At 47.8% G+C, this 12,270-nt stretch carries 14 protein-coding genes and 1 pseudogene; 5 read left to right on the top strand and 10 right to left on the bottom strand.

Features of this window, described 5'->3' with window-relative positions:
• The first annotated feature begins 6 nt into the window (after positions 1 to 6).
• The 3 genes from GW590_RS11415 (at position 7) to GW590_RS11405 (ending at position 1,740) form a co-directional block, all read left to right on the top strand.
• Positions 7 to 627, top strand: coding sequence for a cytochrome b/b6 domain-containing protein (locus GW590_RS11415; RefSeq protein WP_235955923.1), 621 nt, complete (start codon positions 7 to 9; stop codon positions 625 to 627).
• A gap of 9 nt (positions 628 to 636) precedes the next feature.
• Positions 637 to 1,440: a molybdopterin-dependent oxidoreductase gene (locus tag GW590_RS11410; protein WP_169403173.1), complete on the top strand. Its 804-nt coding sequence runs from the start codon at positions 637 to 639 to the stop codon at positions 1,438 to 1,440.
• A 78-nt stretch (positions 1,441 to 1,518) separates the two neighbouring features.
• The gene (locus tag GW590_RS11405; RefSeq protein ID WP_169403172.1) at positions 1,519 to 1,740 is read left to right on the top strand and encodes a pentapeptide MXKDX repeat protein; all 222 of its coding nucleotides are present in this window, start codon (positions 1,519 to 1,521) and stop codon (positions 1,738 to 1,740) included.
• A gap of 264 nt (positions 1,741 to 2,004) precedes the next feature.
• Here GW590_RS11405 and GW590_RS11400 read toward each other — a convergent pair whose 3' ends face one another.
• Positions 2,005 to 2,907 (bottom strand): LysR family transcriptional regulator, encoded by a 903-nt coding sequence (locus GW590_RS11400; protein ID WP_169403171.1) that lies wholly within the window; start codon positions 2,905 to 2,907, stop codon positions 2,005 to 2,007.
• 102 nt (positions 2,908 to 3,009) lie between these two features.
• On the opposite strand from GW590_RS11400, the gene GW590_RS11395 reads away from it, so the two are divergent.
• A complete protein-coding gene (locus GW590_RS11395; RefSeq protein ID WP_169403170.1) occupies positions 3,010 to 3,894 on the top strand; it encodes an alpha/beta hydrolase in 885 nt (294 codons plus the stop codon).
• 246 nt (positions 3,895 to 4,140) lie between these two features.
• Here GW590_RS11395 and GW590_RS11390 read toward each other — a convergent pair whose 3' ends face one another.
• From GW590_RS11390 to GW590_RS24470, 5 genes and pseudogenes are all read right to left on the bottom strand, one after another.
• Positions 4,141 to 4,968 carry an SDR family oxidoreductase gene (locus tag GW590_RS11390; protein ID WP_169403169.1) on the bottom strand — a complete coding sequence of 276 codons (828 nt, stop codon included), beginning with the start codon at positions 4,966 to 4,968 and terminating at the stop codon, positions 4,141 to 4,143.
• A gap of 77 nt (positions 4,969 to 5,045) precedes the next feature.
• A complete protein-coding gene (locus GW590_RS11385; RefSeq protein ID WP_169403168.1) occupies positions 5,046 to 6,191 on the bottom strand; it encodes an iron-containing alcohol dehydrogenase in 1,146 nt (381 codons plus the stop codon).
• Positions 6,192 to 6,242: 51 nt separating this feature from the next.
• Positions 6,243 to 6,689, bottom strand: a complete 447-nt coding sequence (locus GW590_RS11380) for a nuclear transport factor 2 family protein (protein ID WP_169403167.1) — start codon at positions 6,687 to 6,689, stop codon at positions 6,243 to 6,245.
• Positions 6,690 to 6,725: 36 nt separating this feature from the next.
• Positions 6,726 to 6,830: pseudogene (locus GW590_RS24345) on the bottom strand (sugar O-acetyltransferase); the annotation flags it as partial.
• Positions 6,823 to 6,945 (bottom strand): hypothetical protein, encoded by a 123-nt coding sequence (locus tag GW590_RS24470; protein ID WP_268952814.1) that lies wholly within the window; start codon positions 6,943 to 6,945, stop codon positions 6,823 to 6,825. The gene GW590_RS24470 and the pseudogene GW590_RS24345, both read right to left, overlap by 8 nt.
• A 204-nt stretch (positions 6,946 to 7,149) precedes the next feature.
• Here GW590_RS24470 and GW590_RS11370 point away from each other — a divergent pair, with 204 nt between their 5' ends.
• Positions 7,150 to 8,055, top strand: a complete 906-nt coding sequence (locus GW590_RS11370) for a LysR family transcriptional regulator (RefSeq protein ID WP_169403166.1) — start codon at positions 7,150 to 7,152, stop codon at positions 8,053 to 8,055.
• A 158-nt stretch (positions 8,056 to 8,213) separates the two neighbouring features.
• Here the strand turns inward: GW590_RS11370 and GW590_RS11365 are convergent, their stop codons facing one another.
• The 4 genes from GW590_RS11365 to GW590_RS11350 form a co-directional block, all read right to left on the bottom strand.
• Complete coding sequence (locus tag GW590_RS11365) at positions 8,214 to 8,798, bottom strand: NAD(P)H-binding protein (RefSeq protein ID WP_169403165.1); 585 nt, start codon at positions 8,796 to 8,798, stop codon at positions 8,214 to 8,216.
• 433 nt (positions 8,799 to 9,231) lie between these two features.
• Positions 9,232 to 9,684, bottom strand: coding sequence for a MipA/OmpV family protein (locus GW590_RS11360; protein WP_235955922.1), 453 nt, complete (start codon positions 9,682 to 9,684; stop codon positions 9,232 to 9,234).
• A 33-nt stretch (positions 9,685 to 9,717) separates the two neighbouring features.
• Positions 9,718 to 10,908: a cytochrome P450 gene (locus GW590_RS11355; protein WP_169403164.1), complete on the bottom strand. Its 1,191-nt coding sequence runs from the start codon at positions 10,906 to 10,908 to the stop codon at positions 9,718 to 9,720.
• Between the two features lie 657 nt (positions 10,909 to 11,565).
• A complete protein-coding gene (locus tag GW590_RS11350) occupies positions 11,566 to 12,183 on the bottom strand; it encodes a LysE family translocator (RefSeq protein ID WP_169403163.1) in 618 nt (205 codons plus the stop codon).
• Between the last annotated feature and the right edge of the window lie 87 nt (positions 12,184 to 12,270).

Here is a 12,270-nt window from a genome sequence, read left to right as displayed (position 1 = left end):
AAAATCATGATGCTGGAACCTCATTTACCTTCAGGCGTTCAACAGAAACCGGTTCATCCTTTATGGTTGCGGCTGACACATTGGCTGAATGTGCTGGCGGTGCTGGTGATGGTGACCAGCGGTTGGCAAATTTATAACGCTTCACCGCTGTTTGATTTTCAATTTCCGCGAGCCGTTACCCTCGGCGGTTGGTTGGGCGGAGCCATCCAATGGCATTTCGCCGGCATGTGGCTGTTTGGTCTCAATGGTCTGTTTTATCTGTTAATGAATATTCTCACCGGCCGGATGAGAAAGAAATTCTGGCCGCTGACATTGCGCGGCATTTTTACTGACCTGCGGGCGGCATTACACGGCAAGCTGCAACATAACGATTTGCGCCACTACAACATGGTACAGCGCGCGGCTTATGTGTTTGTGATGCTCGACGGCATTGTGTTGGTCATTTCCGGCCTTGTGATATGGAAATCAGTGCAGTTCCCGTTGTTGAGGGTTTTGCTCGGCGGGTATGACACCGCACGCTATGTGCACTTTTTGGCGATGGCTTCTCTGGTGGGATTTGTGGTGCTGCATTTGGTTATGGTGGCGTTGGTACCAAAAACCCTGATTGCCATGCTACGTGGCCGCTAAGGAAAACAGATGAAAAACAGCATAAAAAAAAGCCTCCGTTCGCTGTTAGGTGCTGCTGAGAGCGAAGTCATTGTGCATGAGGCGCAGAAACAGATTATCCGCCAGCTTGATGCGCCATCACGCCGTCTTTTCTTACAGCGCGGTCTGACGCTTGGCGGCGTGGCGATGCTAACCGGCTGTGACATCAGTGATAACGCCAGCGTAGAAAGTGCGCTTGGCAAGATTTCGGGGTTGAACGATCGTGTCCAGGGCTGGCTATTTGGCTCGACGCGGCTCGCACCGGTGTATGCCGAGTCAATGATCACCCGCCCGTTTCCGTTTAACGCCTTTTACGCCGAAGACGATGCGCCTGACGTGGATGGAACGGCTTATCGCCTGAAAATCGCCGGTCTGGCATTGGATAAACGCGAGTGGTCGCTGCCGACCCTTTACAAAATGGCGCAGGTCAGTCAGGTGACGCGACATATCTGTGTTGAGGGCTGGAGCGCTATCGGTAAATGGGGCGGTGTCCCTTTCGGTGATTTTTTACGCCTGATTGGTGCAGACCTCAGCGCCGAATATGTCAGTTTCAAATGCGCTGACGGGTACTACACCAGTATTGATATGGCGACGGCGCTGCATCCGCAGACCCTGCTGGCACTGACCTACGACGGCCAGATCTTGCCGCAAAAATACGGTTTCCCAATGAAGCTGAGAATGCCGACCAAACTCGGTTATAAGAACCCAAAGCATATAGAAGTTATTGAAATTACGAATAAATACCCAGGAGGGTACTGGGAAGATCAAGGCTACAACTGGTTCGGTGGAAGCTGATTTCAACCGACGAATAAACGTGACGTACGCAAGGCTCTATGCCGTTTTACCTCAATATAACCCGGAAAAGGAAATACTATGAAAAAGCTAACTATGTTGATGATGTCTGCCGTGCTGATGATGGGAGCCGTGAGCACCACCTATGCCGCTGACACAGCGATGAAAAAAGACACCATGGGCCACACATCCACAGACTGCATGAAAAAGGACAGCATGAGTAAGGACTGCATGTCCAAAGATAAAATGTCTAAAGATCACATGAAGAAAGACACGATGAAGAAAGATGCAATGAGCCAGTAAGGTTAGCACTGTTCACCTGTTGGCTTTATTGATCGACAAAACGCCTCCGGTCGTTGCTGGCCAGAGGCGTTTTTATCATTCTTATCATCAATATTTCCAGCACCAACTCAGCTTGATCTCACAGGTGCATAGGAAGTTTTTGTCAGGACCCGTCTTCATGCCAATAGTGCCTGTCTATTCGGCGCGGATCTGCAGACAGTGTCTCTGGTGAATTAAGTGCACTATATTCCTTAATCGTCAGATTGGAGGCACATCAAGTGGTTATCACCACTTGGGCAAATCTATCTGCAAGCTCTCCATTAAATACGCCACAAACACCCGCACCTTGCTGTTCGCCATTTGCCTGGTCGCAAAGACCGCACTCACCGGCGTCGAACCTGTCGTAAACTGCTGCAACATTGGCACTAATGCCCCAGACGCTAAATCGGGACCCGCCAGCCATGCAGGAAGCTGCACGATGCCCATTCCAGAAAGCGCCGCGGCACGTTGCTGTTCGCCATCATTGCTGCGAAAACGCCCCTGCGGCATATAGGTTATCGGTTTACCCTGCTCATCACAGAAGCGCCACGGATGGACGCCACGGCCGCCATTAAACACAATGCACTGGTGATCGCCCAGTTCGGCAGGTGATGTGGGAATCCCGTGCCTGGCGAGATAATCCGGACTGGCCACAGTAAGCAGAGGGCTTTCCACCAGTTTGCGTTGCGTTAAGGCAGAATCTTGCAGTTCACCGTGGCGGATTGCGAGGTCGATATTCTCCTCAATCAAATCAATATGTCGTTCTGAGACGCGCAATTCGATGTTAAGCGCCGGGTAGCGCTCAAACAGCGCAGGCAGGCGCGGAACGATATAGAAACGGGCAAAAACCGGTGCGACAGATATTCGCAGCGTACCCGCCGCTTCATCCGAGCCATATTTAACGCTGGATTCCAACTGCTCGAACTCATCGAGTAAACGCAATGCGCCGTCATAAAACTCCTTACCTGCGTCGGTCAATGCAATTCCGCGTGATGAGCGTTTCAGCAACTGATGGTTAAACTGGCTTTCTAGCGCGGCGATCTGTTTGCTGACAGCAGATTGCCCAACGCCAGCTTCTTTGGCGGCAGCAGAAAAACTTCCGCATTCAACCACGCGCATAAACAGTCGGATGGCATCAAGTCGATCCATGAAGTAGTCCAAAATAGAATAGATAGTATTCCATTAAGCCAGCTAGTTGCGAAAATTGGAATGGTTTAATGTTTTCCCATCCCCCGAACACCTGAGAACATTATGAACAAAACACATCATCCATTAACCGAGCATGACCGCTTGCAAGTTGTGCAATCGCTGGCTGAACAACACAACCTGCGAAACAATTTTTCCGGGACAATACGCGAGTATTATGACGCTATGAGCGAGCAAACGCCGTTGGAAGGAGGTGTGCGCTGTGAACAAAACAATGCGTTCGGATATTGGCTGCATCCGCGAGCCTCCCAAAGCAAGTGCGTCATTGTCTTTATTCATGGCGGTGCCTATATGCTCGGTAGTGCGCAGGCTTATCGTGGATTTGCCAGCCAACTAGCAGTGCGTACCGGTTATTCAACTCTGGTGCTGGATTATCCGCTGGCTCCGGAACATCCCTTCCCTGCTGCACCGGATAAGGTGAACGAAGTGCTGACGGCATTGATTAACAGCGGTGTTAGCCAAATCGCATTGGTTGGTGATTCAGCTGGCGGCGCGCTCTCACTGGTAGCTATGCAGAATTCGCAGTTGGCGGAGAAGATCCGTTCTGCAGTGGTGTTTTCGCCCTGGACCGATCTGACCTTTAGTGGCGCATCTTTCAATGATCCCTCGATGCGTGATCCTATTTTCCAGCCGTCAATTTTGCAAGATGCAGCCCGGGCGTACCTGCAAGGCGCTACGGCTAAGGATGAGCGTGCATCGCCGCTGTTCGCCAGACTCAACACACTGCCGCCGCTGGCGATTCAGGTAGGCAGCGAGGAGTTACTGCTTGATGACGCAAATCGCTTTGCGGATAAAGCGGATGAATTGGGTGGTGTGGTGCAATTGGATATCTATGAAGGGATGCATCACGTCTTCCAGCGTGATGTTCGTCTGGATGCATCGCGCCATGCGCTGGATGCGGCAGCAGAATTTATTTGCCAACATCGTTAAATGACATCTGTGTTCGGCTGGTCGGAACAGCCAGGTAGTAAAAGCAGCCAAGTTTTCAGACTCGTCCTTGTGTATGCAACATAACGCAGTTCTGCGTTATGTTGCATCAGACTGCTGACAAAGTCCGTTATTAGGGAGAGTGCACCGTTGGGGTCGTAGCGGGCTTGCCCGCCGGAGCGCCCCTGGGTGTGCTATGCCCGGGTATCTCGATCATCAAGACGACTTTGTCATCAAACTCACAAGACGTTATGGCTTTAACTCACCATATTTATAAGCAGCGGTGGCACCACCATCAATTAAAATATCGCTGCCGCTAACATAGGTGCCGTTCGGTCCAAAAAGAAACTCGGCTAATGCGCCTATTTCATCGGGAGTGCCGCCGCGACCCGCTGGAGATTTGGCGAGCATATTTTGATAAAAAGCCCCGCGCTCCGCGCTATTGAGTTCATCGTAGGCCAACGGCGTATAAATAATCCCGGCACTGATACAGTTTATTCTGGCACCGCGTTTACCCCATTTTACCGCTTCGGCCATCACTCGTAATGCATTTCCCCGTTTGGAAAGTTGATAAGCGTACAAGCTATCATTAACTTCTCGTACCATGGGGAGTTCCAGCAAGGCTTCTGGTGACAGCGTCGCCAAAGCATCCGCCTGTGCCTGTGTGAAGGCATCCACACTCAGTCGATGGCTGGACTGAGAACCAATAACAACGGCAGATCCACCCGCAGCGATGACCTGGCCAAACTCTTCAAAGAGTACGGCAGTACCGTACAAATCGACTTTAAGAATGTCCTGAGCTTTCGCCTGAGAGGGCGACAGTCCTGCGGTATGAATAACGCCTTTTACATCACCGATGCAACAGGCTTCTCTGACTAAGTTTTGAACAGATTCTCGCGAGCTGACATCAACAACCGTGGTGCTCACCTCAAATCCCGCTCGGGATAAAGTATGTTCAACCGCCTGAGCAGTATCAAGTTTAATATCGGCTAATAAAATATGCTTGCCGACACTTACCCGTCGTACAATAGCCTGCGCAATAGAGCCACTTCCTATCACAACAATGACATCTTTCATCACTATCTCCTGCATCAGTTAAGTTATGGTAAAATAAATCAAGGCACCTCGTACAAGATAGAAACCTTGCAAAAAAACTATTTAGCCTTGTTTATAATATCGGCAACTACGTCACGGGTATAAATATCTTTGATACCAAACCAGTCAGCATTTCCCAGAATATTATCAATAAGTTCAGCACTGATATTATTAATTCCCAACTGTGGCAGGCGCGTTGGTGTTCCGATTTTGTTGAACCAGTTCTCCAGTGCTGCAATACCTTGTTCTGCTGTATCCAGTCCAAAAATCTCACGAGCAAAACGGGCAAACTGTTCGCTATTGCGTGACTGGTACCACTTCATCCAGGCCGGCATCACAACAGATAACCCGGCGCCATGCGGTACATTAAATAGAGCAGATAACGCGTGTTCAATCATATGATTAGGATAACTATAACCTTCTGTACCAGAATAAATTAAACCATTCAGCGCCTGCGTTGATGCCCAGGCAAATTCAGCACGGGCGTTATAATCGGAAGGATCAACCAGTAATTTTTCCGTACTCTCCATCACAGTTTTAATAATAGCCTCTACCATTCGCGACTGAAAATGCGGCTGGTGTGATGCTGTGAAGTAACCTTCAATAGAGTGTGCAATTATATCTGCAGCAGAATAGACCAGATAATCGCGGGTAATGGTTTTCATCAAATCGGGGTTAACCACAGAAACGACTGGAAAAAGATGAACAGAATTAATCGCGTATTTCTGGTTAGTTTCTTCATTGGTTACTACCGCGCCACTGTTCATTTCACTTCCGGTCGCGGCCAGCGTCAGAATATCAAATACCGGCAAGGCGCTGTCGATACTGCCACTCCCCATAAACAGATCCCAAACGTCACCCTGATAACGAACACCGGCTGCAATAGCTTTTGCGCTGTCCAATACAGACCCCCCGCCAACGCTTAATACTGCATCAACGTTATTCTGGCGCGCGAGAGCAATGCCTTCACGAACCTTGCCCAGCGTCGGATTACTGACAATACCGCCACATTCTACAAACGTAATGCCATTTTTTTCCAGAGATGAGATGACGCTGGAGAATAACCCATCTCGTTTAATACGGTCGCTGCCATAACATAATAAAATATGTTGCGAACCTTGTTTCGCCAGGTGTTCACCTATCTTTTTTTCTTTGTTTTTGCCAAAATCAAGCGTTGTAGGATTTAACCAAGTGAAATCTTTCATTTATCTATACCTTATATAAATTTAATATTTTTTTCAGTGATAACTAAATGACTAACAGAATGACTGCATTGGGTGAATATCCGTCCACATAAAGTTGGACAGACGTTCGGCAATCAGCCATTGTCCATTTTGGAAAATATAGCGGTCATGATAACGAACGCCGCTGGTTTGCTTAATACGCTGACCATTTTCCTCTTTGATTAACACGACCTGGCAATAGGCAATGCCACTGGCCGTATCACCATAAATGTTGACCGTTTGCTGGCCATTAATGTGGTAAACCACAGAGAATTGCGCCAGATAGCCACTAAAAGCATCAAGGATTTGTTGTTGGCCATTCAAATCAAAAACTTCTTTACCGTCCATGACGACATTAATGTGCGCGTCGACGGTAAACAAGGAGAGTTGTGCCGCAACATCTTTCTCATCGGCCAGGTTGGAAAAAGTATCGATCAATTCTCTAAGCGCCAAACGTTGGCTAATTTCATGGGTAGTCATCGTAAACTCCTTAGTCAATTCTTCTTACGCAGTGGATTAATTTAGGTGCTTCAGTACACGGGCCGGATTGCCGCCAACAACATTAGGCGCAACGTTTTTTGTCACCACGGCACCTACGGCAATGACTGCGTTTTCACCAATAGCAGGGGCGTAATGTATCGCCGAGAAATTCATGTGCCGTATGATTAATGGAATAGGTTACTTGCCAACTATCTCCCATATCGCGGATCGCCTGGGCATATTCAGGTGAACGCATACTGACAGGCCAGCCAATAGCAAGCCTATGATATAATTCATTTTTTATCACATTAACACCTATTTACGCGACACTTTACTACCTCGATGATAATGATTATCTGATTATTACTATCTCTGGTATATGAATTATTCTTGCTTTCAGAATTCCTATTTCCTGTATAATTAGCCACTTCATCTCGCCATTTTCACGCAACAGGGTCCTATGCTGGATAAACTCGACGCACTCAAAATATTCTGTACCGCCGCAGAAACACTGAGATTCAGGGAAACCGCTACCCGGTTAGGGATTGCCCCACAACTGGTGACGCGAGCCGTGGCAGAGCTTGAAAAGAAACTGGGAGAAATGTTATTTGTCCGTAACACCCGGCAAATGAAGCTGACACCTTTTGGGCAGCGTTTTTGGCCCAAAGCCGAAGCCTTGTTGGCAAACAGCGAATCTCTATTTATGGAGGGCAGGAACCATGATGACCAGAGCCTGTCCGGGACGGTACGCATTACCCTTCCGCCGCTCTTTGAAAACAACGATATCCTGTACCGCTTACTACAAGGTCTGGCGGATCACTCTCAGCTTGCGATTGAATGGTTGGTGACTGATGCTCATCTCAATATCACGGATGAACAAATTGATATTGGCATACGTATTGGTACCGTTCCGGATAACCGCTTTATTGTGAAGACCATACACCCCGTTGGCGTATGTATTGTTGCTGCACCGGATTTAATTGCCCGTATGGGGATCCCGGGATCTTTGCAGGATTTACGGCATAATTATCCGCTCAGTGCGCTGAAAAACAGCAACTCTGGTCGTATCTGGCCATGGCAATTTGCTGACGGCAGCAGTTTTTTCCCCGTCCAGCCTTCATTCATTGCCGCCGATATTGGCAGTGAACTCTCTGCCGCGCTGGCTGGAAGAACCTATAGCCAGCTTGCGGATATTACGGTACGCCCATATTTGCAACGTGGAGAGCTGGTTAATATTTTGCCGGAATTTAACTTCCAACCCTGGCAGTTGTATCTATTTCGCCCACATCAATCATTAGTGCCGGCAAGGACCCGCCTGGTCTTCCGGCAGCTTACGCAGATCCTCAAAGACCTGTTTCATGAATAACAATAAGATACTATGGTGAATAGCGAAGCTTCACTGCCGTCCAGCTTCAGGCTACTTAGTGTCAAATCACCAGGTCTGAGGTTATCCTCGGTGGACGTTACCTATCTATCCTTGAGATAAATAACTTCCGCACAGGAGTTACCTGCTTGTTGGGATCATCAAACTCGGGCAATGCCCAGACTGTCATGTAAATAAAGGCCCGGAGTGTTCACCATGCGATTAATCAGGTCAGCAATACTTAGCCGGGAAACGCTGCTTCCCTGGAAAACCTCCCCTTTCTTCGTGAGTGAATAATCTACGGCACAGCCATTGGTAAACCATCCTGGGCGAATCACGGTGTATTCCAGACCTGAGTTTTCAACAATGGTTGCCGATTCTCGATAGGGGGCAAGAACGGCGCCATAACGCTGGTCAGGAACCTCGTCATAGATACCCATTGAACTAATAAAAATAAGACGTTTAATGCCGGTCGCCTTCATCGCCTGCACAATAGATTGTGCCTGTTTTTTCAGGTCCCCGGCTAAATTGGCATAAACGATTTCCTGACCTTCCATCGCAGCTTCAAGACATCGGGTGTCGAGCACATCGCCTTCAATTATCGTTATCCGGGAAGGATCCTGATTGATTAGTCGGTTGGCCTGGCGTAAATAAAGCGTCAGTCGGGCATCGCTATTATCCAGCAAATAGCGTGTCACAACACGCGCCAGGGAACCCGCTGCCCCTAAAATCAACACATTAGCCATTATTATGCTCTCAACAGTAATTAGTATGAGAGCATTGTAAAAGGGTAATTTATTGTTGTATGTGGATTAATTATGCTTTCAGTATTCATAAAACAGGAATACTGAAAGCAAACTTGCTACGGGTTAGAAGTGGGTAACCGGTATTACATCAGACGTAATTAACAATCACCTGTTATTATGAATAGAATATTTTGATGAAAATTTTCAGGTAATAAGTCTGTTTCAGCATTAACCACCGACAAAGGTATTTAAGGGGCTATATATCGCAGCTAAATATGATCCTGAATGAATAACCAATTCTTAGTGAACATCTGACTTGACTGGATTTTTGCTGACCCTCTACTGGTTTGAACTACTATTTGTTATACGACTTTTTTACTTTATAAGGCTGAACTTTGAGTACTCAGCCTTATAAACACTAATAATGAAATAGTTAAAATGTGTAAAGTATATCTACCCCCAACGAGGCGATCCCTGATTTATCGACCATTGGGCTGTTTTTTACTTCACTTGAAAGTACTGTATACCGGGCTGTTACAGAAGCCTTCCAGCTTTTAGCAAAAGGATAATCTAGCGCTAGTTGAAGATAGGGCGAAAAACTATCATTAGGATCATAAGCTTTCAGTCCACTTCGTGAAGACTCTTGGGAACTGATCCCGTAGTAGTAATCATTTTGTTTCTTACTGTTCCACATAAAGCCTGCGCCTGGAGTGATTTCAATATCATTCCATTCGAAACGATAATCATAGCCAAGGTCGCTGGTCATTCCTTGAAATATGGAGCGATGCCCGCCAGCGCTCCAGGCTGAAATCGATAATGTAATAGCAGCCTGAGGGCTATGTTGAAGCTCGTCTCGTATTGCAGTAAACGCTGTGCCAGCTGGCAAATAAAGCTGCCGGGATCTACAGCGTCCCCCGGTTCACCATATAACAGGCAATGAACTAACACCCCGCAGATTTGCCCGGTGGTTATGCTTCACGCCCGATATTACCGGCCGCATTTCCGGCAAGCGAACAAGAAGGATTTGCAGCGCGACCTCCATCTCTGCCAGGGCCAGTCGATAACCCATGCAGTGATGGATGCCTGCCCCAAAAGACAGGCTACGACCTTCCTTTCGCCTGATACTGAGCACCTCCGGCATGGTAAATTTATCCGGATCATGATTGGCAGCACCGAGTATCAGGAAAAGATTGGTTCCCCGTGGAATGAAATGGCCCTGAACATCAATATCGTCTAACGCAGTGCGGTACACCATCTGTACGGAGCTGTCGTACCGAAGGCACTCTGTCACTGCATCAGGTATCAGCGCAGTATCCTGTTGCAGCAACGCCAATTGCTGTGGGTTATCATGCAAACCCAGGACAGCGTTGCATATCATGTTTGAAGTGGTTTCATGCCCGGCAATAAACAGGAGAATGACGTTCGAAATGATTTCATCGTGCTGCAGCCTGTCGCCGTTGTTTTCGGTGCGCAGGAAAAGCGAAACTAAATCATCGCCGGTGTTTCCCCGACGGGAAACAATAAGGGAGTTGAAGTAGTCGTAAAGCGTGGTGAAGGCTTCCCCGGCCTTCGCCAGATCGTCCTGCGTAATCTGCGGATCGAAGACTTTTACTACCGCTGAAGCTGCACGGCCAAGCTTGTGGGCATCCGACTCAGGGACATCCAGCATTCTACAAATAATACGAATTGGCAGGGGGAAAGCAAATTCCTGAGCCAGATCGCAGGTTCCGCGGTCAATAAAGGCGTCAACCAGGGTATTCCCTACGGTTATCGCCATTTCTCTCAGTGGCTGAATTTCTGCTGTACTGAAGGACTTCATTATCAGCCCTCTAATCCGGGAATGTTCCGGCGGATTCATTACGAGAAACATTCGGCTAATACCCCTGAAAACCGCCTGTTCTGCAACGTCGACGCCAAAACGCAGTCGGACACTTGCCATATAATCTTTGCCGGCTCGGCGATCATTCAACAGAGCCTCAACGATGCCATAGCAGCCGCTTATTATGACCTTCTCTCCGGCCTGAATAAGCGGGCCTTGCTCATAAAGCTGCCGGTATAGAAGAAAAGGATTGTCAGAATACTGCGAGCTCATCAGTTCGTGAAGTTGCATACCACCACCTCCGGATATTCCACCGTTACAGGGCACGCTTAATAAGGATAAGATTCGGCAGCTCGGAGATCCGGCCACTCCTCATGCGCACCTTTTTTGTGCTTCGGCCAGAACGTTATGTTCTGTGGCCACGGCCTCAACGAGACAAATGAAACCTGGTCTCATTATCAGTTACCTGTTTCATAGATAGCATGTATTTATGAAAGGGAGATGACTATGCGTGGAGTGATATGGCTGGTATTGAACTACCTGCAACTTGAAGGTACATCTAGAGCATATAAGTGCTTAAAACGATGTGATGTGGCTTAATAATGCTGGACACACAGTAGCTGCTTGAAAACACTCATTAGAGTGAGTTAATCGGGGATCAGGTCAGATCCAAACTGAACAGTAGCGCTTAAGGATCTACCACTGGGGTGATAAAAAGGAACACGCCCTGTTTATCAATGCTCGTCAAAAGGATCAGTCACGTATCTGGACGTCGGCACTATTCTTGATGAGCTAAGCGACGACAGCTTTCATCGTATAAAGCGCAAGGTTCATTATTTATTAAACCAACAAGCCACTCATGCAAAACTGGGCGGTTTTTTAATAACCTACATATTTGCATAACTCAATGACAATAATTAAGAAATACTCAAAAAATCAATAAACTAATCAATTAATAATCTGCCTAACCCCTAACAGCATAATCAACCCGCCGCAAAGCCGGTCAATGACTTTTTTGGCCCGCTGATAGGCGGCAGAAATACGCGGTTGAGAAAGTGTAATGGCAACCGCTCCATACCAGAGGGATGCAATGATGCCGACAACGCCGAGCATGGCAATAAAGGTGCCCGCAGAGACTTGCGCCGGAGCGGCAGTAGAGAATATGGCGGCGTAAAAAGCCATGGATTTCGGATTGCCGATATTAGTAATCACGCCCTGAATAAAGGATTGGCGGAAATTGCCTGGCAATAGGGCATTTTCGTTCGCAACGGGATTGCTTCCCGCATTAAGGAGCAGGCGTAAGCCAAACCACAGCAGATATCCTGCCCCTAATATTTTCACAACCAGCGCAAGCCAAGGGAATACGGAAAATACCAAACCGATTCCGCCGATAGCGCAACTTGCCCAGAATAAGTTGACCACCACAATGCCAGCAACCAGTGCAAGGGCAGCCGAGCGTGTAGAAGCCACAGCTTTATGCACTACGGCGACAAAGTTTGGCCCGGGTATCACTACGCCAGCAAGATAAATCAGCAGTACGGTAAACACTGCGTGTGTATCAATCATGTGATTCCCTTATAACCCGCTGATGTTAAAAAAATTTAAACTCACCAATAAATCATTAGCTTCTCATTGCAACGGGATCTGACCAGA

The organism is Rouxiella aceris (genome assembly GCF_012933545.1).
In the GTDB taxonomy this organism is placed as follows: Bacteria; Pseudomonadota; Gammaproteobacteria; order Enterobacterales; family Enterobacteriaceae; genus Rouxiella; species Rouxiella aceris.
Note: the sequence above shows the minus strand (reverse complement) of the source record. Positions and strands in the feature narration are given on the sequence as shown.

What these genes read in the sequence shown, in the direction of transcription:
- GW590_RS11415 (WP_235955923.1), top strand. Translation starts at nt 7, where the DNA reads ATGATGCTGGAACCTCATTTACCTTCAGGCGTTCAACAGAAACCGGTT.
- GW590_RS11410 (WP_169403173.1), top strand. Translation starts at nt 637, where the DNA reads ATGAAAAACAGCATAAAAAAAAGCCTCCGTTCGCTGTTAGGTGCTGCT.
- GW590_RS11405 (WP_169403172.1), top strand. Translation starts at nt 1,519, where the DNA reads ATGAAAAAGCTAACTATGTTGATGATGTCTGCCGTGCTGATGATGGGA.
- GW590_RS11400 (WP_169403171.1), bottom strand. Translation starts at nt 2,907, where the DNA reads ATGGATCGACTTGATGCCATCCGACTGTTTATGCGCGTGGTTGAATGC.
- GW590_RS11395 (WP_169403170.1), top strand. Translation starts at nt 3,010, where the DNA reads ATGAACAAAACACATCATCCATTAACCGAGCATGACCGCTTGCAAGTT.
- GW590_RS11390 (WP_169403169.1), bottom strand. Translation starts at nt 4,968, where the DNA reads ATGAAAGATGTCATTGTTGTGATAGGAAGTGGCTCTATTGCGCAGGCT.
- GW590_RS11385 (WP_169403168.1), bottom strand. Translation starts at nt 6,191, where the DNA reads ATGAAAGATTTCACTTGGTTAAATCCTACAACGCTTGATTTTGGCAAA.
- GW590_RS11380 (WP_169403167.1), bottom strand. Translation starts at nt 6,689, where the DNA reads ATGACTACCCATGAAATTAGCCAACGTTTGGCGCTTAGAGAATTGATC.
- GW590_RS24470 (WP_268952814.1), bottom strand. Translation starts at nt 6,945, where the DNA reads ATGCGTTCACCTGAATATGCCCAGGCGATCCGCGATATGGGAGATAGT.
- GW590_RS11370 (WP_169403166.1), top strand. Translation starts at nt 7,150, where the DNA reads ATGCTGGATAAACTCGACGCACTCAAAATATTCTGTACCGCCGCAGAA.
- GW590_RS11365 (WP_169403165.1), bottom strand. Translation starts at nt 8,798, where the DNA reads ATGGCTAATGTGTTGATTTTAGGGGCAGCGGGTTCCCTGGCGCGTGTT.
- GW590_RS11355 (WP_169403164.1), bottom strand. Translation starts at nt 10,908, where the DNA reads ATGCAACTTCACGAACTGATGAGCTCGCAGTATTCTGACAATCCTTTT.
- GW590_RS11350 (WP_169403163.1), bottom strand. Translation starts at nt 12,183, where the DNA reads ATGATTGATACACACGCAGTGTTTACCGTACTGCTGATTTATCTTGCT.